Raw genomic sequence first — 19,856 nt, forward strand, 5'->3', positions numbered from 1 at the left:
CCTTACCAGACGTAGGCGAGGACTTCCCCGCCCACGCCCTTCTTGTTCGCCTGCCGGTCGGTCAGCAGCCCGGTCGAGGTGGAGATGATCGCCACCCCGAGGCCGCCGAGCACCTTGGGCAGTGCGGTCGACTTGGCGTACACCCGCAGACCGGGCTTGGAGACGCGCCGGACTCCGGCGATGCTCCGCTCACGGTTGGGGCCGTACTTCAGGTCAATCACCAGCTGCTTGCGCGCGGTGCCGTCCTGCTCGACCTCGTCGACCCGCCAACCGGCGATGTACCCCTCCTGCTGGAGGATCTCCGCGATGTGCGTCTTCAGCTTGGAGGACGGCATCGTCGTGGAGTCGTGGTACGCCTGGTTGGCGTTCCGGATCCGCGTGAGCATGTCCGCGATCGGGTCGGTCATCGTCATGGGTGTGGTGCCTCTCTCGCCGCGGTTCCTCACGCGCCGTGCGCGGGCCTCTCGGCGATCGGTGGTGCTCGCTAGGTGACGTGCTGGATCGGCCCGGCTGCAGGGACCCACGGCACGCGGAGCGTGTCGTGGGGGGCAGCCGGGTCCTTCACCAGCTGGACTTGCTGACGCCCGGGAGCTCGCCGGCGTGGGCCATCTCCCGCAGGCAGATCCGGCACAGGCCGAACTTGCGGAAGACCGAGTGCGGACGGCCGCACCGCTGGCATCGGGTGTAGCCGCGGACCGCGAACTTGGGCTTGCGGGCCGCCTTGTTGATCAGCGCCTTCTTGGCCATCTGTCTGTCTCCTCGCCCCGGCTCAGCGGGTGGTGGTCACGACGGGCTGGCCGGCGAACGGGAAGCCCAGCAGGCGGAGGAGCTCGCGACCCTCCTCGTCATTCGTGGCAGTGGTGACCAGCGTGATGTCCATGCCGCGGGGACGGTCGATCTTGTCGACGTCGATCTCGCGGAACATCGACTGCTCGGTCAGCCCGAACGTGTAGTTGCCGTGACCGTCGAACTGCTTGGCGGACAGGCCGCGGAAGTCACGGATGCGGGGCAGGGCCAGCGACAGCAGCCGGTCCAGGAACTCCCACATGCGGTCGCCACGCAGGGTCACCTTGGCGCCGATCGGCATGCCCTCGCGGAGCTTGAACTGCGCGATGGACTTCCGGGCGCGGACGACGGCCGGCTTCTGACCGGTGATGGCGGTGAGGTCGCGGACCGCGCCGTCCATCAGCTTCGCGTCGCGGGTCGCCTCGCCGACGCCCATGTTGACGACGATCTTCGTCAGCCGCGGGATCTGCATGACGTTGGCGTAGTTGAACTCCGACTGCAGCGCCGGCGCGATCTCCGCGCGGTAGCGCTCGAGCAGGCGGGGCAGCTCACGGGTGGGTGCACTCATGGGGTCAGAGGTCCTTACCGGTGCGCCGCGAGACCCGGATGCTGCGGCCTTCCTCGTCCTTGCGGTAGCCGACCCGGGTCGGCTTGTCCTCGGAGTCGATCACCATCACGTTGCTCACGTGGATGGGAGCCTCCTGCGTGACGATCCCGCCCGACTGGGCACCACGCTGGTTGGAGCTGATCCGGGTGTGCTTCTTCACCCGGCCGACGCCCTCCACGAGGACCTTCTGCTGCTTGGGGTAGGCGGCGATGACGCGGCCCTTGGCGCCCTTGTCCTTGCCGGACAGCACGACGACCGTGTCGCCCTTCTTGACCTTCATCGAGGGGGTCTTCTCGGCCATGGTCACAGCACCTCCGGGGCGAGCGAGATGATCCGCATGAAGCGCTTGTCGCGGAGCTCCCGGCCGACCGGGCCGAAGATGCGCGTACCGCGCGGGTCGCCGCTGTCGCGGATGATGACCGCGGCGTTCTCGTCGAAGCGGATGTAGGAGCCGTCCGGACGACGACGCTCCTTCACCGTGCGGACCACGACGGCCTTGACCACGTCACCGCGCTTGACCCCGGCGCCGGGCAGCGCGTCCTTGACGGTGGCGACGATCACGTCACCGATGCCCGCGTAGCGTCGCCCGGACCCGCCGAGAACACGGATGCAGAGGATCTCCTTCGCACCGGTGTTGTCGGCGACCCGCAGTCGCGACTCCTGCTGGATCACGTCCTACTCCCTGATCTTTCGATGTGACAGCCGGGCCGGAACGGTGAACCGGCTGTCCGGTACCCACGTGCGGACGCACCGGCAGCGTTCGCCGCCGGTGCGTCCGAGGCACGGGTACCGGGATGCGGCGCGCACCCGGAGGGCGCGCCAGTCGTCCAGCGTACCTGCTCCTGGACCTCCCCCGGAGGGGCGCTGGTCACTCGGCCCGCGTGCGGGCCGGGTGACCGGGGATCACTTGGCCTTCTCGAGGACCTCGACCAGCCGCCACCGCTTGGTGGCCGACAGCGGCCGGGTCTCCATGATCTGCACGCGGTCACCGATGCCGGCGACCTGCTGCTCGTCGTGGGCCTTCAGCTTGCTCGTGCGACGGATGACCTTGCCGTAGAGGCCGTGCTTCACGCGGTCCTCGACCTCGACGACGATCGTCTTGTCCATCTTGTCGCTGACCACGAGGCCCTCACGGACCTTGCGGTAGCCACGGCCGGCCAGGCCGGGGCCCGACGCGGTCGCAGTGTTCGGCGCAGCCGCCGACTGGGGCTCGCTCATGCCACACCCTCGTTCGGGGCGACCGAGAGACCGAGCTCGCGCTCGCGCATGATCGTGTAGATCCGGGCGATGTCGCGGCGAACGGTCTGCAGCCGCCGGTTGTTGTCCAGCTGGCCGGTGGCCACCTGGAACCGCAGGTTGAACAGTTCTTCCTTCGACTCGCGCAGCCGCGTGGCGAGCTCCTCGGCGGAGAGCTCACGCAGCTCGGGGGCGGTCAGACCGGCGGCCATCACACCTCTCCTTCACGAGTGATGAAGCGGCACTTCATGGGCAGCTTGTGGATCGCGCGGCGCATGGCCTCGCGGGCCACCGGCTCGGCGACGCCGGAGAGCTCGAACATGATGCGGCCCGGCTTGACGTTGGCGACCCACCACTCGGGCGAGCCCTTACCCGAACCCATGCGGGTCTCGGCCGGCTTCTTGGTGAGCGGACGGTCCGGGTAGATCGAGATCCACACCTTCCCGCCACGGCGGATGTGCCGGGTCATGGCGATACGGGCCGACTCGATCTGCCGGTTGGTCACGTACGCCGGCTCGAGGGCCTGGATGGCGTACTCACCGAAGTTGATCGCGGTGCCGCCCTTGGCCCGGCCCGATCGGCTCGGGTGGTGCTGCTTGCGGTGCTTGACGCGCCGTGGGATCAGCACGTGTCAGCCCTCCGTCGTGTTCTGTGCGGCCGTGTTCTCGGCCGCGGCGGTGGCCTCGGCGCCCACGTTCTCGGCGACGGTCTGCTCGGGAGCGACCTCGCCCGAGGTCGCGGCCACGGCGCTCTCGGTGGTGTCGACCGGACCGGTCGAGGACTCGACCGCGGCGCGGCCGGCCTCGGTGCCGCCGGCGGTGGTGCCGGACGAGCCGGACCGGCGCGGACGCTGGGCGCGCTCGCGGCGCTGCTGCCGGGCGGCGAGGGCCTCGAGGGCCTCCCGCTCGGCACGGGAGCCGCTGACGTCACCCTTGTAGATCCAGACCTTCACGCCGATGCGACCGAAGGTGGTGCGGGCCTCGTAGATGCCGTAGTCGATGTTCGCGCGCAGCGTGTGCAGCGGCACCCGACCCTCGCGGTAGAACTCCGACCGGCTCATCTCGGTGCCGCCCAGGCGCCCGGAGCACTGCACCCGGATGCCCTTGACCTGCGGGCTGCGCTGGGCCGACTGCATGGCCTTGCGCATGGCTCGACGGAAGCTCACGCGGCTGGAGAGCTGCTCGGCGACGCCCTGGGCGACCAGCTGCGCGTCGGACTCGGGGTTCTTGACCTCGAGGATGTTCAGCTGCACCTGCTTGCCGGTGAGCTTCTCCAGCTCGCCACGGATGCGGTCGGCCTCCGCGCCACGCCGGCCGATGACGATGCCCGGCCGGGCGGTGTGGATGTCGACGCGGACGCGGTCACGGGTGCGCTCGATCTCGACCTTGGAGATCCCGGCCCGCTCCATCCCCTTGCTCATGAGCTTGCGGATGGCCACGTCTTCCTTGACGTAGTCCTTGTACAGCTTGTCGGCGTACCACCGGGACTTGTAGTCGGTGGTGATGCCCAGTCGGAACCCGTGCGGGTTGACCTTCTGACCCACTAGCGGGTCCCTCCTCTCGTGTTGCTGCTCTGCTGCTGGGTCGCCGGGCCGGACTGGCCGGTGCGGCGGCGGGCGGTGCGCGACTTGCCGGCCAGCTCGGCGCTGGACGACACCTCGGCCACCTCGACGGTGATGTGGCAGGTCCGCTTGTTGATGCGGTACGCGCGGCCCTGGGCCCGCGGGCGGATCCGCTTCAGGGTCGGGCCCTCGTCGACGTACGCCGCGCTGACCACCAGCGCGGCCGGGTCCAGCCGCAGGTTGTGCTCGGCGTTGGCGACGGCGCTGGCGACGACCTTGAGCACCGGCTCACTGGCGGCCTGCGGCGCGAAGCGCAGCAGGGCCAGGGCCTCGTCGGTCGGCAGGTAGCGGATGAGGTCCACCACCCGGCGTGCCTTCATGGGGGTGACGCGGACGAACCGGGCCGTAGCCCGGGCGACCGGCACCTCCTGTCCCACCTGGGAAGTCATGTGGATTCTCTCTCTACCTGGTCAGCCGCGCCGGGACCGGCGGTCGTCCTTGACGTGCCCACGGAACGTGCGGGTGGGCGCGAACTCGCCGAGCTTGTGCCCGACCATGGCCTCGGTCACGAACACCGGGACGTGCTTGCGGCCGTCGTGCACGGCGATCGTGTGCCCGAGCATGTCGGGGATGATCGTCGAGCGGCGCGACCAGGTCCGGATGACGGTCTTGGTGCCCTTCTCGTTCTGCGCGTCCACCTTCTTGAGCAGGTGGTCGTCGACGAACGGGCCCTTCTTCAGGCTGCGTGGCATGTCTGTCGGACTCCTCTACCCGCTCAGCGCTTCTTGTTGGTGCGCCGGCGGCGCACGATCAGGGCGTCACTGGCCTTCCGCTTGCGCGTCCGGCCCTCCGGCTTGCCCTTCGGGTTCACCGGGTGGCGACCACCGGAGGTCTTGCCCTCACCACCACCGTGCGGGTGGTCCACCGGGTTCATGGCGACACCGCGGACGGTCGGGCGCTTGCCCTTCCACCGCATGCGGCCGGCCTTGCCCCAGTTGATGTTCGACTGCTCGGCGTTGCCCACCTCGCCGACGGTCGCGCGGCAGCGGACGTCGACGTTGCGGATCTCCCCCGAGGGCATGCGCAGCTGCGCCAGGCGGCCCTCACGGGCGACCAGCTGGACGCTGGTCCCGGCCGAGCGGGCGATCTTCGCGCCGCCACCGGGACGGAGCTCGATGGCGTGAACGACGGTGCCCACGGGGATGTTCCGCAGCGGCAGGTTGTTGCCCGGCTTGATGTCGGCCGCGGGACCGCACTCCACCGTGTCGCCCTGCTTGAGGCGGGCCGGCGCGATGATGTAGCGCTTCTCGCCGTCGGCGAAGTGCAGCAGCGCGATGCGCGAGGTGCGGTTCGGGTCGTACTCGATGTGCGCGACCTTCGCCGGCACGCCGTCCTTGTCGGCCCGGCGGAAGTCGATCACCCGGTAGGCGCGCTTGTGCCCACCGCCCTGGTGCCGCGCGGTGACCTTCCCATGCACGTTGCGCCCGCCGCGACCGTGCAGCGGCCGGACCAGCGACTTCTCGGGATGGTCGCGGGTGACCTCGGCGAAGTCGGCGACGCTGGAGCCACGGCGGCCCGGCGTCGTCGGCTTGTACTTGCGGATAGCCATTGCTGACTCAGTCCTCTATCTCTGGTCCGAACGGTCGCGGCGCTCAGGCGCCGGGACCACCGAAGATCTCGATGCGGTCGCCAGGCGCCAGCGAGACGATGGCCCGCTTGGTGTCCTTGCGCTTGCCGAGCTTGTTGCCCCGGCTGCGCTTGCGCTTGCCCTGGCGGTTGATGGTGTTCACGCCGAGGACCTTCACGTTGAAGATCTGCTCGACCGCGATCTTGATCTGCGTCTTGTTGGCCTCGGGCAGGACGACGAACGTGTACTGGTTCTCGTCCAGCAGGCCGTAGCTCTTCTCCGAGATGACCGGGGACAGCAGGACGTCCCGGGGGTCGCGGACGCTCATGCCTTCTCCTCGGGAGTCGCGTCGGTGGTGCCGTCCTCGGTGGGCGGCGTGGCGTCGGCACCGGCGTTGGCGGCCTCGGCCTGCGCGACCGGAGCCGCGGCGGCCTCGGCGGCGGTGGCCGGAGCGGCCTCCTGCGGCGTGGTGGCCGTGGGCGCGGCGGTCCTCGCGGCGGAGGTCGTCTCCGGAGCCGGCTCGGCCGGGCTCTCGCCCAGGTCGAGGTCGGTCGTCCCCTCACCCTGGATCGACGGGATGGCGCCCGGGATGTCCGGCGTCGTGAGGTCGGGCTTCTCCACGCCACGGCCCTTGCCGGCGGCCGGGCCGGCCACGAACTCGGCGAGCGCGGCCTCGGTGAAGACGACCTCGTCGGCGACCAGGACGTCGTAGGTGTTGAGCTGACCGGCCTCGATCAGGTGCACCTGCGGCACGTTGCGCAGGCTCACCCAGTTGAGGACGTCCTCGCGGTCGAGGACCACCAGGACGCGCTTGGCGGAGGTGATCGCCTCGAGGGTGGCCAGGGCGGCCCTCGTCTTCGGCGCGTCGCCCTCGACGAAGGTGCTCACCACGTGCACGCGGTTCTCGCGGGCCCGGTCGGAGAGGGCACCCCGCAGCGCGGCGGCCTTCATCTTCTTCGGGGTCTTCTGCGTGTAGTCCCGCGGCTGCGGGCCGTGGACGGTGCCACCGCCGGCGAACTGCGGCGCCCGGATGGAGCCCTGACGGGCCCGGCCGGTGCCCTTCTGCCGGTAGGGCTTGCTGCCACCGCCGCTGACCTGGCCGCGGGTCTTCGTCGCGTGCGTGCCCTGGCGGGCGGCGGCCAGCTGGGCCACCACGACCTGGTGCATCAGCGCGACGTTGGCCGACGCGTCGAAGAGCTCACCGGGCAGCGTCACGCTGCCGGCGGTCTCCCCCGCCGGGGTCCGGACGTCGACCTGGCGGTCGGTCCGGGTCTGGGTCGACTGGGTCACTGGTTGTCACTCCCCACGGGGCCGCCCTTGACGGCCGAGCGGACGAGCACGAGGCCGCCCTTCGGGCCCGGGATCGCGCCCTTGATCAACAGCAGCCCACGCTCGGCGTCCACCGCGTGCACGTTGAGCGAGAGGGTGGTGGTCTTCACCGCGCCCATGCGGCCGGCCATGCGCAGGCCCTTGAAGACGCGGCCGGGGGTCGAGGCCCCGCCGATGGAACCGGGCGACCGGTGCTTGCGCTGGGTGCCGTGCGCGGCGCCCAGGCCGCGGAAGCCGTGCCGCTTCATGACACCGGCCGTGCCCTTGCCCTTGCTGGTGCCGATGACGTCGACCTTCGCGACGCCGTCGAAGACCTCGGCGGTCAGCTCCTGGCCGACCGTGTAGTTCGAGGCGTCCTCGGTGCGCAGCTCGACCAGGTGACGACGCGGCGTGACGCCCGCCTTGGCGAAGTGCCCACCCTCGGGCTTGTTCACCTTGCGCGGGTCGATCTCACCGAACCCGAGCTGGACGGCGGAGTAGCCGTCGACCTCGGGGGTGCGCACCTGGGTCACCACACACGGGCCCGCCTTGACGACGGTCACCGGCACGATGCGGTTGTTCTCGTCGAAGACCTGGGTCATGCCCAGCTTCTCGCCGAGGAGACCACGGAATGTGCTCGCCATGTCTGCTGACTGCCCTTACTGGATGTTCACGTCGACCGAGGCCGGCAGGTCGATGCGCATGAGCGCGTCGACCGTCTTCGGCGTCGGGTCGAGGATGTCGATGAGCCGCTTGTGCGTCCGCATCTCGAAGTGCTCCCGCGAGTCCTTGTACTTGTGCGGCGAGCGGATGACGCAGTACACGTTCTTCTCCGTCGGCAGCGGCACCGGGCCGACGACGCGCGCACCGGTCTTGGTCACCGTGTCGACGATGCGCCGCGCCGAGGCGTCGATCGCCTCGTGGTCGTAGGCCTTCAGCCGGATGCGGATCTTCTGTCCCGCCATCGCTGTCTTCTGCTCCTGCCGATCGGTGTCTGTTCTAGCTGGGGAACGCCGGGTGGTCGCAGACCTCATCCGGTCTGGCCCCAGCGGGGTGGGTGGCGCTGCACACAGGCGACGGCCACCCGGGGACGGGCGGCGGCACGGGAACGCACCGCCGCCCGTCAGGGGGACTACTTGATGATCTTGGTGACGCGACCAGCGCCGACGGTGCGGCCACCCTCACGGATGGCGAACCGCAGGCCCTCCTCCATGGCGATCGGCTGGATGAGCTCGACCGTCATCTCGGTGTTGTCGCCCGGCATGACCATCTCGGTGCCGGCCGGCAGGGTCACGACGCCCGTGACGTCCGTGGTCCGGAAGTAGAACTGCGGACGGTAGTTGTTGAAGAACGGCGTGTGACGGCCACCCTCGTCCTTCGAGAGGATGTAGACCGAACCCTCGAAGTTGGTGTGCGGGGTGATCGAGCCGGGCTTCACGACGACCTGGCCGCGCTCCACGTCCTCGCGCTTGATGCCGCGCAGCAGCAGACCGACGTTGTCGCCGGCCTGGCCCTGGTCGAGCAGCTTGCGGAACATCTCGACGCCGGTGACGGTGGTCTTGGTCGACGAGGAACGGATGCCGACGATCTCGACCTCCTCGTTCACCTTGACGATGCCGCGCTCCACGCGACCGGTGACGACGGTGCCGCGACCGGTGATGGTGAAGACGTCCTCGACGGGCATGAGGAACGGCTTGTCGATCTCACGCTGCGGCTCGGGGATCGCGGTGTCGACGGCGTTCATCAGCTCCATGAGCTTGTCGCCCCACTCCGCGTCGCCCTCGAGCGCCTTGAGCGCGGACACGCGCACCACGGGGACGTCGTCGCCCGGGAACTCGTACTCGCTCAGCAGCTCGCGGACCTCCAGCTCGACGAGCTCGAGGATCTCCTCGTCGTCGACCATGTCGGCCTTGTTGAGCGCCACGACGATGTAGGGGACGCCGACCTGGCGGGCCAGGAGGACGTGCTCCTTGGTCTGCGGCATCGGGCCGTCGGTCGCCGCGACCACCAGGATGGCGCCGTCCATCTGCGCCGCACCGGTGATCATGTTCTTGATGTAGTCGGCGTGACCGGGGCAGTCGACGTGCGCGTAGTGACGGTTCTCCGTCTGGTACTCGACGTGCGCGATCGAGATCGTGATGCCGCGGGCCTTCTCCTCGGGCGCCTTGTCGATCTGGTCGAAGGCGGAGGCCTCGTTGAGGTCCGGGTACTTGTCGTGCAGCACCTTGGTGATCGCCGCGGTCAGCGTGGTCTTGCCGTGGTCGATGTGCCCGATGGTGCCGATGTTGACGTGCGGCTTGGTCCGCTCGAACTTGGCCTTGGCCACTGGGTTCCTCTCCTCGTGGTCTCGCGTCGTGCGCGAACTCTGGGGTGGGCTTGCTGGGGCCCGGGCGGGGGCTTACCCCCGCCCGGCAGGTCACTCGCCGGTCGCCTTGGCGATGATCTCCTTGGCGACGTTCTGCGGGACCTCGGCGTACGAGTCGAACACCATGGTGTAGCTCGCCCGCCCCTGGGTGCGGCTGCGCAGGTCGCCCACGTAGCCGAACATCTCCGAGAGCGGGACCAGGGCCCGGACGACGCGGGCGCCGGAGCGCTCCTCCATCGCCTGGATCGTCCCGCGCCGGGAGTTCAGGTCGCCGATGACGTCGCCCATGTAGTCCTCGGGCGTGACGACCTCGACGGCCATGAGCGGCTCGAGCAGGGCCGGGCTGGCCTTGCGTGCGGCCTCCTTGAAGACCATCGAGCCGGCGATCTTGAAGGCCATCTCCGAGGAGTCGACCTCGTGGTACTGACCGTCGACCAGCGTGGCCTTGACACCCACCAGCGGGTAGCCGGCGAGGACGCCGTACTGCATCGCGTCCTGGATGCCCTGGTCCACCGAGGGGATGTACTCCTTGGGGATGCGGCCACCGGTCACGGCGTTCTCGAACTCGTAGGTCGGCCCGTCGCCGGAGACCTCGAGCGGCTCCAGGGTGACCTGGACCTTCGCGAACTGGCCGGACCCACCGGTCTGCTTCTTGTGCGTGTAGTCGTACTTCTCGACGGCCTTGCGGATCGTCTCGCGGTACGCGACCTGCGGCTTGCCGACGTTGGCCTCGACCTTGAACTCGCGCCGCATGCGGTCGACGAGGATCTCCAGGTGCAGCTCGCCCATGCCGGAGATGACCGTCTGGCCGGTCTCCTCGTCGAGGCGGACCTGGAAGGTCGGGTCCTCCTCGGCCAGCTTCTGGATGGCGGTGCCGAGCTTCTCCTGGTCGCTCTTGGTCTTCGGCTCGATGGCGACCGAGATGACCGGGGCCGGGAAGGTCATCGACTCCAGGATCACCGGCTTCTGCGGGTCGCTGAGCGTGTCACCCGTGGTGGTCTGCTTCAGACCCACGACCGCGACGATCTGGCCGGCACCCACGCCCTCGCGCTCCTCGCGCTTGTTGGCGTGCATCTGGTAGATCTTGCCGATCCGCTCCTTGCGGTCCTTGGTGCTGTTGAGCACCGGGGACCCGGAGTTGACCTTGCCCGAGTAGACCCGGATGTAGGTCAGCTTGCCGAGGTGCTGGTCGGTCTGGATCTTGAAGGCCAGCGCCGAGAACGGCTCGTCCTCGTCGGCGTGCCGGATGACCTCCGTCTCGCCGTCCAGCGCGGTGCCGACGATCGCCTCGATGTCGAGCGGGCTGGGCAGGTAGTCGACGACGGCGTCGAGCAGGGGCTGCACGCCCTTGTTCTTGAACGCCGTGCCGGTGAGCACCGGGTTGATCTGAGCCGCGATGGTGGCCTTGCGGATGGCCGCCTTCAGCCGCTCGACGGTGATCTCCTCACCGCCGAGGTAGGCCTCCATGAGGTCGTCGTCGGTCTCGGCGATCGTCTCGAGCAGCTTCTCGCGGTACTCGGCGGCCTGGTCGGCGAGCTCGGCCGGGATCTCCTCGACTGCGTAGTCCTCACCCATCTTGGTCTCGCCGCGCCAGGTGAGGGCACGCATCTGCACCAGGTCGACGACGCCGATGAAGTCGGCCTCGGCACCGATGGGCAGCTGGAGCACGGCGGGGTTGGCGCCGAGGCGCTCGACCATCATGTCGACGCAGCGGAAGAAGTCCGCGCCGGTCCGGTCCAGCTTGTTGACGAAGCACATGCGCGGGACGCCGTACTTCTCGGCCTGCCGCCAGACCTGCTCGGTCTGCGGCTCGACGCCGGCGACACCGTCGTAGACCGCAACGGCACCGTCGAGCACCCGCAGCGACCGTTCCACCTCGACGGTGAAGTCGACGTGCCCGGGGGTGTCGATGATGTTGATGTCGTGGCCGTTCCAGGAGCACTTCGTCGCGGCGGACGTGATGGTGATGCCGCGCTCCTGCTCCTGCTCCATCCAGTCCATCGTGGCCGCGCCGTCGTGGACCTCACCGATCTTGTAGTTGATACCGGTGTAGAAGAGGATGCGCTCGGTCGTGGTGGTCTTGCCGGCGTCGATGTGCGCCATGATCCCGATGTTCCGGGTCTTGGCGAGCTGGGCCTGGGTGTCGGCCATCTCTCTCTCCTCTGTGGTTCGCAGTGCGCGTGCAGGTGGTCCAGGGGTGGCCCGGTCCACCCGCCGGCCGCGGGGGCTGGCGGAGCCAGCCGGGGGAGCACTTACCAGCGGTAGTGCGCGAAGGCCTTGTTCGACTCGGCCATCTTGTGCGTGTCCTCGCGGCGCTTGACCGCGGCACCGAGGCCGTTGCTCGCGTCGAGCAGCTCGTTCATCAGGCGCTCGGTCATCGTCTTCTCGCGACGGGCGCGGCTGTACTGGATCAGCCAGCGCAGGCCCAGCGTGGTGCTCCGCGAGGCGCGGACCTCGACCGGGACCTGGTAGGTCGCACCACCGACGCGGCGGCTGCGGACCTCGAGGGCGGGCTTGACGTTGTCCAGCGCGCGCTTGAGGGTCACCACAGGGTCGGTGTCGGTCTTGTCCCGGCAACCCTCGAGGGCGCCGTAGACGATCGACTCGGCGACCGAGCGCTTGCCGTCGACGAGCACCTTGTTGATCAGCTGGGTCACCAGAGGCGACTGGTACACCGGGTCGGCGACCAGCGGCCGGCGCGGCGCGGGGCCCTTGCGCGGCATGTCAGCTCTTCTCCTTCTTCGCGCCGTACCGGCTGCGAGCCTGCTTGCGGTTGCGGACACCCTGGGTGTCGAGCGAGCCGCGGATGATCTTGTAGCGCACGCCGGGCAGGTCCTTCACACGGCCGCCACGCACGAGCACCATCGAGTGCTCCTGCAGGTTGTGCCCGACGCCCGGGATGTAGGCGGTCACCTCGATGCCACTGGTGAGGCGAACGCGAGCGACCTTGCGCAGCGCCGAGTTCGGCTTCTTCGGCGTCGTCGTGTACACGCGGGTGCACACACCACGACGCTGAGGGGAGCCCTTCAGCGCCGGGGTCTTGGTCTTCTCGACCTTGTCCTCGCGGCCCTTGCGGACCAGCTGGTTGATCGTGGGCATGGGTGGCCTGGATCTCCTACCTGCGCTGCGACGTGCTGTGGACGGTGCTCTGGTCTGTCGTACTCGGGGTGCCGGTCCTGCTGGGGTCGTACCCGGCCCGCGGCGTGGACCACCACCGGTCCCCGCGGTCGGGCGTGTCGCCTTCCCCGGAACCGGCCGGCGATTCATACCGGTTCGGTCGCCCCCCGCGACTCGGCGCCACCACCTGTCGGCAGGCGCACCGCGAACGGGAGCAGGCCCAGGGCACCCTGGGCACGGCTGACCACGATACCCGCGTGCCGGAACCCGGTCAAAGCCGGGTCCGCCACACCTCGGCGGGCAGGGTCAGGCCCCGTCCACCGGGCTCGTACGTCCTGGTCAACGCCTCCCGCGCCCGGGGTGTTCCCGGGCGGTGACGCGGCGGAGGGCCGGGCAGTGGCGGCGACTGTACCGCCCCGCCGGCCGGCCGACCGGCCCTCCGGCAGGCGACACCCCGGGCCTCCGGCGGGTCGGGGGCAGTCGCGCGAGTGTCGTACCTCGGCCCTACGGTCGGTGTCAGGACGCCCACCGACCGCCACCGGAGGATGCCGTGCACGTCGACCTGGCCCGCGAGCTGAAGACGCACCTGGCCGCGCGCCTGGCCGAGACCGGGGGGCTGGTCACCGCCAGCGACGTGGGCGGCCCCCGCGGCTGGGCCCGTCCCGCCCTCGGCCTGGCGCCCATCGGCCCCGACCAGGCCCACCTCGCCATCCGGCTGGCGGTGAAGGACGACGCCGACGTCCTCCTCGCCGGCCTGGACGACGCGGTGCTCGACGAGATCGACGTCCGGGTGATCGGACCGGTCCGGGCCCTCTCCTCCCCCACACCGGACCGGCTGCAGCGCCGGACCCGCCCCCTGCACCCCGGCCTCTCCGTCGCGCACGTCGCGGTGACGGCGGGGACCCTGGGCGGGTTCGTACGGGTCGACGGGCGGCTGGCGATGCTGTCCAACAACCACGTGCTGGCCGCCAGCGACGCCGCCACCCTGGGGGACCCGGTGCTGCAGCCGGGCCCGGCGGACGGCGGCGTGCCCGACGCCGACCGCGTCGCCACGCTGGCGGCCTTCGTGCGGTTCCGGGGCGACGGCGGGACCAACCTGGTCGACGCCGCCGTCGCCGTCCTCGACCCGGAGGTCCCGGCCGAGCCCGGCCGGCTGCCGGGCGGCCCGCTCGCCGGCGAGGCGCCCGACGTGGACGACGTGGACCCCGACGAGCGGGTGGAGAAGGTGGGCCGCACGACGGGTCACACGCTCGGCCGGATCACCGCCGTGGAGGTCGACGGGGTCACGGTGCAGTACGACGACGCGGTGCACACCTTCGACGACCAGGTGGAGGTCGAGGGGCTCAGCGGGGGCTTCAGCGCGGGCGGCGACAGCGGCTCGGTGATCTGGCGGAGCGCGGACCGGGCGCCGCTGGGGCTGCTCTTCGCCGGCAGCGAGACCGGCGGGCGCAACGGCGGCGGGGTCACCTACGCCAACCCGATGGCCACGGTGCTGGAACTGCTCGACCTGGAGTGGGTGCCCGCCTAGACGGAGGACCCCCTGCTCCCCCTGCAGGGGCCACCGTCGGCTGCTCGGTCGGGGGTGTCGTGTCCGGCTGATCAGGGGCACCATGGGTGCCATGACCGACCGCGCCTCCGCCTCAGCCGCCAAGCGGACCCTCAGCGCGCGGCTGGCGGCCGATCCCGGCGTCGTCGGCGTGGGCGTGGCCCGCGGCGAGAGCGGTTACGTGGTCAAGGTGGACCTGGCCGACACGCACGCGGCCAGCCGCGTCCCCGGCGACATCGACGGGGTGCGCGTCGTCACCGAGGTCGTGGGGGTCGTCCGCGCCCTCTGAGCCGCGCGAGGCCGTGCTGCGCTGCCGATACGGTCGGCTCCGGTGCCGACGAGGGCGCCGCCGACCTGAGGAGTGGACGTGCGCATCGGCATCCAGGCCAGCTACAGCGGCGGGTTCCGCGAGACCGCCGCGGAGATCCGCGACCTCGAGTCCGCCGGGCTCGACCTCGCGATGGTGGCGGAGGTCTACACCTTCGACGCGGTGAGCCAGCTCGGGTACCTGGCGGCGGTGACCCAGCGGGTCGAGCTGATGAGCGGCATCTTCCCCATCTACAGCCGCACCCCGGCCCTGACCGCCATGACCGCGGCGGGGCTGGACTTCGTGTCGGACGGCCGGTTCACCCTGGGCCTGGGCGCCTCGGGCCCGCAGGTCATCGAGGGCTGGCACGGGGTCCGCTACGACGCCCCGCTGCAGCGCACCCGCGAGATCGTGGAGATCTGCCGGCAGGTGTGGCGCCGGGAGCGGCTCGTCCACGACGGGCCGAAGTACACCATCCCGCTGCCGGCGGACCAGGGCAGCGGCCTGGGCAAGCCGCTGAAGCTGATCAACACGCCGGTGCGGGAGCGGATCCCGGTGCTGCTGGCCGCTCTCGGTCCCAAGAACGTCGAGCTGGCCGCGGAGATCGCCGACGCCTGGGAGCCGATCTTCTTCATGCCGGAGAAGGCGGCCGCGGTGTGGGGCGACTCGCTGGCCGCGGGCCGGGCGCGGCGCGACCCGAGCCTCGGTGACCTCCAGGTCGTGACCGGCGTGCCCGTGGCGATCGGGGACGACGTCGAGCCGCTGCTGGACCACGTCCGGCCCTCCCTGGCGCTCTACATCGGCGGCATGGGCGCCCGCGGCAAGAACTTCTACAACGACCTGGCCCGGCGCTACGGCTACGAGGACGAGGCTCGGACGATCCAGGACCTCTACCTCGACGGCAAGAAGGACGAGGCGGCCGCGGCGGTCCCCGACGAGCTGGTGCGGGCGACGTCGCTGATCGGGCCGGAGGGCCACGTCGCCGAGCGGGTCGCCGCGTTCCGGGAGGCCGGCGTCACCACGCTCATGCTGCAGCCGCTCGACGGCAGCCCGGAGGGGCGCCTGAGGACGGTGGAGACGATGCGGCGCCTGGCCGGGTGACGGCAGCCGTCGCCGTGGTCGTCCTCGGCGACCGGTGGCGGCTGCTCCCGGACCGGGTCGCCGGCGTGTGGCCGTGGTCCCCCGACACGCTCCCCTCCACGGCTGCACAGGGCCGAGCCGGCCGCCGGGACTCCGGTAGCCGGCTCTGGCTCTCCCCCACCCCCAGTGCAGGCGCCCCCATCCGGGCGCTGCGGGAGATCGTCGACCAGCCCTGACCCGGCCCGAGCACGCCCCGTCCGGGACAGGGCCGGTGGAGCCCCGTGCCGGTCAGGACGCGAGAGGGCCCCGCAGGCGGTTCGCCTGCGGGGCCCTGTCTCACTGCCTACCGGGGGTTCAGCCCCGCCAGTCGTACTCCTCGAGGCGGACGGCCTCGCCGGAGCCCTGACCGAAGACGTCCGGGCTGTAGTACTGCCCGTCGTCGTACCCGGCCATCGTGTAGACGGCGGCGCGGGCCTCCTCGGTCGGCTCGACCGTGATGTTCCGGTAACGGCTGATGCCGGTACCGGCCGGGATCAGCTTCCCGATGATCACGTTCTCCTTGAGGCCGAGCAGGCTGTCGCTCTTGCCCTGGATCGCGGCGTCGGTGAGCACCTTGGTCGTCTCCTGGAAGGAGGCGGCCGACAGCCACGACTCGGTCGCGAGCGAGGCCTTGGTGATGCCCATCAGCACCGGGCGGGCCGAGGCCGGCTCGCCACCCTCGGCGACGACCCGACGGTTCTCGGTCTCGAACAGCGTCCGCTCGACCAGCGCCCCGGGCAGGAACTCCGTCGCCCCCGAGTCGATGATGGTCACCCGCTTGAGCATCTGGCGGATGATCACCTCGATGTGCTTGTCGTGGATCGACACACCCTGGCTGCGGTAGACCTCCTGGACCTCGCGGACCAGGTGCAGCTGCACCTCGCGCGGGCCCATGATCCGCAGCACCTCGTGCGGGTCGACCGCACCCTCGGTGAGCTGCTCGCCGACCTCGACGTGGCCGCCGTCCTCGACCCGCAGCCGCGAGCGACGCGACAGCTTGTCGTAGACGACCTCGTCGGACCCGTCGTCCGGCGTGATCGTGAGCTTCCGGAACTGCTCGCCGTCCTCGATGCGGACGCGGCCGGCCAGCTCGGCGATCGGCGCCTTGCCCTTGGGGACGCGGGCCTCGAAGAGCTCCACGACACGCGGCAGACCGTGGGTGATGTCCTCACCCGCGACACCACCGGTGTGGAAGGTGCGCATCGTCAGCTGGGTGCCGGGCTCACCGATCGACTGGGCGGCGATGATGCCGACCGCCTCGCCGACGTCCACCAGCTTGCCGGTCGCCAGCGACCGCCCGTAGCAGGTGGCGCAGGTGCCCAGCAGCGACTCGCAGGTCAGGACGCAGCGGACCTTGACCTCCGCGACGCCGGCGTCGACCAGCTGGCCGATCAGCACGTCGCCGAGGTCCTGCCCGGCCTGCGCGATCAGCGTGCCGTCCTCGGCCACCACGTCGGCGGCCAGGGAGCGGGCGTACACGCTGGTCTCGACGTGCGCGTCCCGGGTGAGCTGGCCGTCGACCACGGTCGCGATCGGCATGATCACGCCGCGCTCGGTGCCGCAGTCCTCCTCGCGGATGATGACGTCCTGCGAGACGTCGACCAGCCGGCGGGTGAGGTAACCCGAGTCCGCCGTCCGCAGCGCGGTGTCGGCCAGACCCTTGCGCGCACCGTGCGTGGAGATGAAGTACTCCAGCACGGACAGACCCTCCCGGAAGTTGGCCTTGATCGGCCGCGGGATGATCTCGCCCTTCGGGTTGGCGACCAGACCACGCATACCGGCGATCTGGCTGATCTGCATCATGTTGCCTCGGGCGCCCGAGTTGACCATGACCCAGACCGGGTTGGTGGTCGGGAAGTTGTCCACCATCGCCTGGGAGACCTCGGCCCGCGCACGGGTCCAGATCTCGATCAGCTCGCCACGACGCTCGGCGTCGGTGATGACACCGCGCTCGTACTGGCGCTCGATCTGCCGCGCCTCGGCCTCGTGCCGGTCGAGGATCTCCTGCTTGGCCGGCGGGGTCACCACGTCGTCGATGGCGATCGTGACGCCCGAGCGGGTCGCCCAGCGGAAGCCGGCCGACTTGAGGGCGTCCAGGGTCGCCGCGACCTGCACCTTGGGGTAGCGCTCGGCGAGGTCGTTGACGATCGCCCCGAGCTCCTTCTTCGGCACCTGGTAGTTGACGAACCGGTAGTCCTCGGGCAGGGCCTCGTTGAACAGCACCCGGCCCAGGCTGGTCGCCACCAGCGCGGGCTGGCCCGGGGTCCAGTCCGCCGGCTGCTCCCACGGCTCGTTGACCTTGCCGTTGTCGACGCCGAAGACCTCGTCGAGGCGGATCAGCGCCCGCTCCTGCAGACCCAGCGCGCCCTGGTCGTAGGCCATGACCGCCTCGGCCGCCGAGGCGTACGCCGCCGGCTGGCCGCCGTCGGCCTCGTACCGGCTGGGCACCAGGGTGGTCAGGTGGTACAGGCCCAGCACCATGTCCTGGGTCGGCGCGGTGATCGGGCGACCGTCGGCCGGGGACAGGATGTTGTTCGACGACAGCATCAGGATGCGGGCCTCGGCCTGGGCCTCGGCCGACAGCGGCAGGTGCACCGCCATCTGGTCACCGTCGAAGTCCGCGTTGAACGCGGTGCAGACCAGCGGGTGGATCTGGATGGCCTTGCCCTCGACCAGCTGCGGCTCGAAGGCCTGGATGCCCAGACGGTGCAGCGTCGGTGCGCGGTTGAGCAGCACCGGGTGCTCGGTGATGACCTCCTCGAGCACGTCCCACACGACCGGCCGGGCGCGCTCGACCATCCGCTTGGCGGACTTGATGTTCTGCGCGTGGTTGAGGTCGACCAGCCGCTTCATGACGAAGGGCTTGAACAGCTCCAGGGCCATCTGCTTGGGCAGACCGCACTGGTGCAGCTTCAGCTGCGGGCCGACGACGATGACCGAGCGGCCCGAGTAGTCGACGCGCTTGCCGAGCAGGTTCTGGCGGAACCGGCCCTGCTTGCCCTTGAGCAGGTCCGACAGCGACTTGAGCGGACGGTTGCCCGGGCCGGTGACCGGCCGGCCGCGACGGCCGTTGTCGAACAGCGCGTCGACGGACTCCTGCAGCATGCGCTTCTCGTTGTTCACGATGATCTCGGGCGCGCCGAGGTCCAGCAGCCGCTTGAGCCGGTTGTTCCGGTTGATCACGCGCCGGTACAGGTCGTTCATGTCGCTGGTCGCGAAACGGCCACCGTCGAGCTGCACCATCGGGCGCAGGTCCGGCGGGATGACCGGGACGCAGTCCAGCACCATGCCCATCGGCGAGTTGCGGGTCTGCTGGAACGCCGCGACGACCTTGAGCCGCTTGAGCGCCCGCAGCTTGCGCTGGCCCTTGCCGCTGCGGATGGTCTCGCGCAGCGAGGCGGCCTCGGCGTCGAGGTCGAAGTCGGCCAGCAGCTTCTGCAGCGCCGCGGCACCCATGCCGCCCTCGAAGTACTCACCGAACCGGTCGCGCAGCTCCCGGTAGAGCCCCTCGTCGGCGATGAGCTGCTTGACCTCGAGCTTGCGGAAGGTGTCGAGCACCTCCTCGAGGCGGTCGATCTCCCGCTGGGCGCGGTCGCGCAGCTGGCGCATCTCGCGCTCGCCGCCCTCGCGGACCTTGCGGCGGACGTCGGACTTGGCGCCCTCGGCCTCGAGCTCGGCCAGGTCGGCCTCCAGCTTCTGCTGGCGGGCCTCGACGTCGGCGTCGCGGCGGGTCTCGAGGTTGTGCTTCTCCGCGCTGATCTCGGCCTCGATGGTCGGGAGGTCGCGGTGACGCGTCTCCTCGTCGACCGAGGTGATCAGGTACGCGGCGAAGTAGATGATCTTCTCGAGGTCCTTGGGCGCCAGGTCGAGCAGGTAGCCCAGGCGCGAGGGGACGCCCTTGAAGAACCAGATGTGGGTGACCGGCGCGGCCAGCTCGATGTGGCCCATCCGCTCACGGCGGACCTTGGCCCGGGTCACCTCGACGCCGCAGCGCTCACAGATGATGCCCTTGAACCGGACCCGCTTGTACTTGCCGCAGTAGCACTCCCAGTCCCGGGTGGGACCGAAGATCTTCTCGCAGAAGAGACCGTCCTTCTCCGGACGCAGCGTCCGGTAGTTGATGGTCTCGGGCTTCTTCACCTCACCGTGGCTCCACTGGCGGATGTCGTCGCCGGTGGCCAGACCGATGCGGAGCTCGTCGAAGAAGTTGACGTCGAGCAAGGGGACCCCTTTCCGGGGCTAGTTCGCTTCTGTGTCAGAGATGTGTGGCCGGCCGG

At 70.3% G+C, this 19,856-nt stretch carries 25 protein-coding genes; 4 read left to right on the forward strand and 21 right to left on the reverse strand.

What is annotated here, in order from left to right; genetic code table 11:
• Positions 1-2: 2 nt before the first annotated feature.
• From rpsH to rpsL, 20 genes are all read right to left on the reverse strand, one after another.
• The gene (rpsH, locus tag ACI79I_RS13920) at positions 3-407 is read right to left on the reverse strand and encodes a 30S ribosomal protein S8 (protein WP_456943771.1); all 405 of its coding nucleotides are present in this window, start codon (positions 405-407) and stop codon (positions 3-5) included.
• 154 nt (positions 408-561) lie between these two features.
• Positions 562-747 (reverse strand): type Z 30S ribosomal protein S14, encoded by a 186-nt coding sequence (locus tag ACI79I_RS13925; RefSeq protein WP_012950469.1) that lies wholly within the window; start codon positions 745-747, stop codon positions 562-564.
• 22 nt (positions 748-769) lie between these two features.
• Positions 770-1,354, reverse strand: coding sequence for a 50S ribosomal protein L5 (gene rplE, locus ACI79I_RS13930; protein WP_456992921.1), 585 nt, complete (start codon positions 1,352-1,354; stop codon positions 770-772).
• A 4-nt stretch (positions 1,355-1,358) separates the two neighbouring features.
• A complete protein-coding gene (gene rplX, locus ACI79I_RS13935; protein ID WP_456909084.1) occupies positions 1,359-1,694 on the reverse strand; it encodes a 50S ribosomal protein L24 in 336 nt (111 codons plus the stop codon).
• A 2-nt stretch (positions 1,695-1,696) separates the two neighbouring features.
• Complete coding sequence (rplN, locus tag ACI79I_RS13940; RefSeq protein WP_012950472.1) at positions 1,697-2,065, reverse strand: 50S ribosomal protein L14; 369 nt, start codon at positions 2,063-2,065, stop codon at positions 1,697-1,699.
• Between the two features lie 231 nt (positions 2,066-2,296).
• Entirely contained in the window at positions 2,297-2,611 is a 315-nt protein-coding gene (gene rpsQ / locus ACI79I_RS13945; RefSeq protein ID WP_456992922.1) for a 30S ribosomal protein S17, read from the reverse strand.
• The gene (gene rpmC / locus ACI79I_RS13950; protein WP_072919070.1) at positions 2,608-2,841 is read right to left on the reverse strand and encodes a 50S ribosomal protein L29; all 234 of its coding nucleotides are present in this window, start codon (positions 2,839-2,841) and stop codon (positions 2,608-2,610) included. The genes rpsQ and rpmC overlap by 4 nt, the downstream gene beginning before the upstream one ends.
• Positions 2,841-3,257, reverse strand: a complete 417-nt coding sequence (gene rplP, locus ACI79I_RS13955; protein ID WP_091362954.1) for a 50S ribosomal protein L16 — start codon at positions 3,255-3,257, stop codon at positions 2,841-2,843. Before rplP ends, rpmC begins: the two co-directional genes overlap by 1 nt.
• Before the next feature lie 3 nt (positions 3,258-3,260).
• The gene (rpsC, locus tag ACI79I_RS13960; protein ID WP_456992923.1) at positions 3,261-4,172 is read right to left on the reverse strand and encodes a 30S ribosomal protein S3; all 912 of its coding nucleotides are present in this window, start codon (positions 4,170-4,172) and stop codon (positions 3,261-3,263) included.
• Positions 4,172-4,639 carry a 50S ribosomal protein L22 gene (rplV, locus tag ACI79I_RS13965; protein WP_456992924.1) on the reverse strand — a complete coding sequence of 156 codons (468 nt, stop codon included), beginning with the start codon at positions 4,637-4,639 and terminating at the stop codon, positions 4,172-4,174. Before rplV ends, rpsC begins: the two co-directional genes overlap by 1 nt.
• A gap of 21 nt (positions 4,640-4,660) precedes the next feature.
• Positions 4,661-4,942, reverse strand: a complete 282-nt coding sequence (gene rpsS, locus ACI79I_RS13970) for a 30S ribosomal protein S19 (protein ID WP_089402109.1) — start codon at positions 4,940-4,942, stop codon at positions 4,661-4,663.
• 23 nt (positions 4,943-4,965) lie between these two features.
• Entirely contained in the window at positions 4,966-5,799 is an 834-nt protein-coding gene (gene rplB, locus ACI79I_RS13975; RefSeq protein WP_091156717.1) for a 50S ribosomal protein L2, read from the reverse strand.
• A gap of 43 nt (positions 5,800-5,842) precedes the next feature.
• Positions 5,843-6,145, reverse strand: coding sequence for a 50S ribosomal protein L23 (gene rplW, locus ACI79I_RS13980; protein ID WP_448610260.1), 303 nt, complete (start codon positions 6,143-6,145; stop codon positions 5,843-5,845).
• The gene (rplD, locus tag ACI79I_RS13985) at positions 6,142-7,107 is read right to left on the reverse strand and encodes a 50S ribosomal protein L4 (RefSeq protein WP_456992925.1); all 966 of its coding nucleotides are present in this window, start codon (positions 7,105-7,107) and stop codon (positions 6,142-6,144) included. The genes rplW and rplD overlap by 4 nt, the downstream gene beginning before the upstream one ends.
• The gene (gene rplC / locus ACI79I_RS13990; RefSeq protein WP_456943763.1) at positions 7,104-7,769 is read right to left on the reverse strand and encodes a 50S ribosomal protein L3; all 666 of its coding nucleotides are present in this window, start codon (positions 7,767-7,769) and stop codon (positions 7,104-7,106) included. Before rplC ends, rplD begins: the two co-directional genes overlap by 4 nt.
• A 15-nt stretch (positions 7,770-7,784) precedes the next feature.
• The gene (rpsJ, locus tag ACI79I_RS13995) at positions 7,785-8,090 is read right to left on the reverse strand and encodes a 30S ribosomal protein S10 (RefSeq protein WP_014742859.1); all 306 of its coding nucleotides are present in this window, start codon (positions 8,088-8,090) and stop codon (positions 7,785-7,787) included.
• A gap of 167 nt (positions 8,091-8,257) precedes the next feature.
• Positions 8,258-9,451 (reverse strand): elongation factor Tu, encoded by a 1,194-nt coding sequence (gene tuf, locus ACI79I_RS14000; RefSeq protein WP_456943762.1) that lies wholly within the window; start codon positions 9,449-9,451, stop codon positions 8,258-8,260.
• Between the two features lie 90 nt (positions 9,452-9,541).
• Positions 9,542-11,641: an elongation factor G gene (fusA, locus tag ACI79I_RS14005; RefSeq protein WP_456992926.1), complete on the reverse strand. Its 2,100-nt coding sequence runs from the start codon at positions 11,639-11,641 to the stop codon at positions 9,542-9,544.
• 101 nt (positions 11,642-11,742) lie between these two features.
• A complete protein-coding gene (rpsG, locus tag ACI79I_RS14010; protein ID WP_456943760.1) occupies positions 11,743-12,213 on the reverse strand; it encodes a 30S ribosomal protein S7 in 471 nt (156 codons plus the stop codon).
• Position 12,214: 1 nt separating this feature from the next.
• The gene (gene rpsL, locus ACI79I_RS14015) at positions 12,215-12,589 is read right to left on the reverse strand and encodes a 30S ribosomal protein S12 (protein WP_012950487.1); all 375 of its coding nucleotides are present in this window, start codon (positions 12,587-12,589) and stop codon (positions 12,215-12,217) included.
• 568 nt (positions 12,590-13,157) lie between these two features.
• Here rpsL and ACI79I_RS14020 point away from each other — a divergent pair.
• From ACI79I_RS14020 to ACI79I_RS14035, 4 genes are all read left to right on the forward strand, one after another.
• Positions 13,158-14,135 carry a hypothetical protein gene (locus ACI79I_RS14020; protein ID WP_456992927.1) on the forward strand — a complete coding sequence of 326 codons (978 nt, stop codon included), beginning with the start codon at positions 13,158-13,160 and terminating at the stop codon, positions 14,133-14,135.
• Between the two features lie 91 nt (positions 14,136-14,226).
• Positions 14,227-14,442 carry a hypothetical protein gene (locus tag ACI79I_RS14025; protein ID WP_456992928.1) on the forward strand — a complete coding sequence of 72 codons (216 nt, stop codon included), beginning with the start codon at positions 14,227-14,229 and terminating at the stop codon, positions 14,440-14,442.
• Between the two features lie 78 nt (positions 14,443-14,520).
• Positions 14,521-15,561, forward strand: coding sequence for an LLM class F420-dependent oxidoreductase (locus ACI79I_RS14030; protein ID WP_456992929.1), 1,041 nt, complete (start codon positions 14,521-14,523; stop codon positions 15,559-15,561).
• Positions 15,558-15,776 (forward strand): hypothetical protein, encoded by a 219-nt coding sequence (locus ACI79I_RS14035; RefSeq protein WP_456992930.1) that lies wholly within the window; start codon positions 15,558-15,560, stop codon positions 15,774-15,776. The genes ACI79I_RS14030 and ACI79I_RS14035 overlap by 4 nt, the downstream gene beginning before the upstream one ends.
• Before the next feature lie 118 nt (positions 15,777-15,894).
• On the opposite strand, the gene ACI79I_RS14040 is transcribed toward ACI79I_RS14035, so the two are convergent.
• On the reverse strand, positions 15,895-19,800 hold the full coding sequence (locus ACI79I_RS14040; protein ID WP_456992931.1) for a DNA-directed RNA polymerase subunit beta': 3,906 nt from the start codon (positions 19,798-19,800) through the stop codon (positions 15,895-15,897).
• Positions 19,801-19,856 lie beyond the last annotated feature (56 nt).

The sequence above is a fragment of the Geodermatophilus sp. SYSU D01105 genome (assembly GCF_054050095.1).

Bases quoted from the DNA above. Each gene is read 5' to 3' on its own strand.
- ACI79I_RS13925 (WP_012950469.1), bottom strand. From the start codon at position 747: ATGGCCAAGAAGGCGCTGATCAACAAGGCGGCCCGCAAGCCCAAGTTC.
- rpsJ (WP_014742859.1), bottom strand. From the start codon at position 8,090: ATGGCGGGACAGAAGATCCGCATCCGGCTGAAGGCCTACGACCACGAG.
- rplB (WP_091156717.1), bottom strand. From the start codon at position 5,799: ATGGCTATCCGCAAGTACAAGCCGACGACGCCGGGCCGCCGTGGCTCC.
- ACI79I_RS14025 (WP_456992928.1), top strand. From the start codon at position 14,227: ATGACCGACCGCGCCTCCGCCTCAGCCGCCAAGCGGACCCTCAGCGCG.
- rpmC (WP_072919070.1), bottom strand. From the start codon at position 2,841: ATGGCCGCCGGTCTGACCGCCCCCGAGCTGCGTGAGCTCTCCGCCGAG.
- rpsH (WP_456943771.1), bottom strand. From the start codon at position 407: ATGACCGACCCGATCGCGGACATGCTCACGCGGATCCGGAACGCCAAC.
- rplC (WP_456943763.1), bottom strand. From the start codon at position 7,769: ATGGCGAGCACATTCCGTGGTCTCCTCGGCGAGAAGCTGGGCATGACC.
- rpsS (WP_089402109.1), bottom strand. From the start codon at position 4,942: ATGCCACGCAGCCTGAAGAAGGGCCCGTTCGTCGACGACCACCTGCTC.
- rplE (WP_456992921.1), bottom strand. From the start codon at position 1,354: ATGAGTGCACCCACCCGTGAGCTGCCCCGCCTGCTCGAGCGCTACCGC.
- rplV (WP_456992924.1), bottom strand. From the start codon at position 4,639: ATGACTTCCCAGGTGGGACAGGAGGTGCCGGTCGCCCGGGCTACGGCC.
- rpsL (WP_012950487.1), bottom strand. From the start codon at position 12,589: ATGCCCACGATCAACCAGCTGGTCCGCAAGGGCCGCGAGGACAAGGTC.
- rplW (WP_448610260.1), bottom strand. From the start codon at position 6,145: ATGAGCGTCCGCGACCCCCGGGACGTCCTGCTGTCCCCGGTCATCTCG.
- fusA (WP_456992926.1), bottom strand. From the start codon at position 11,641: ATGGCCGACACCCAGGCCCAGCTCGCCAAGACCCGGAACATCGGGATC.
- rpsG (WP_456943760.1), bottom strand. From the start codon at position 12,213: ATGCCGCGCAAGGGCCCCGCGCCGCGCCGGCCGCTGGTCGCCGACCCG.
- rpsQ (WP_456992922.1), bottom strand. From the start codon at position 2,611: ATGAGCGAGCCCCAGTCGGCGGCTGCGCCGAACACTGCGACCGCGTCG.
- rplX (WP_456909084.1), bottom strand. From the start codon at position 1,694: ATGGCCGAGAAGACCCCCTCGATGAAGGTCAAGAAGGGCGACACGGTC.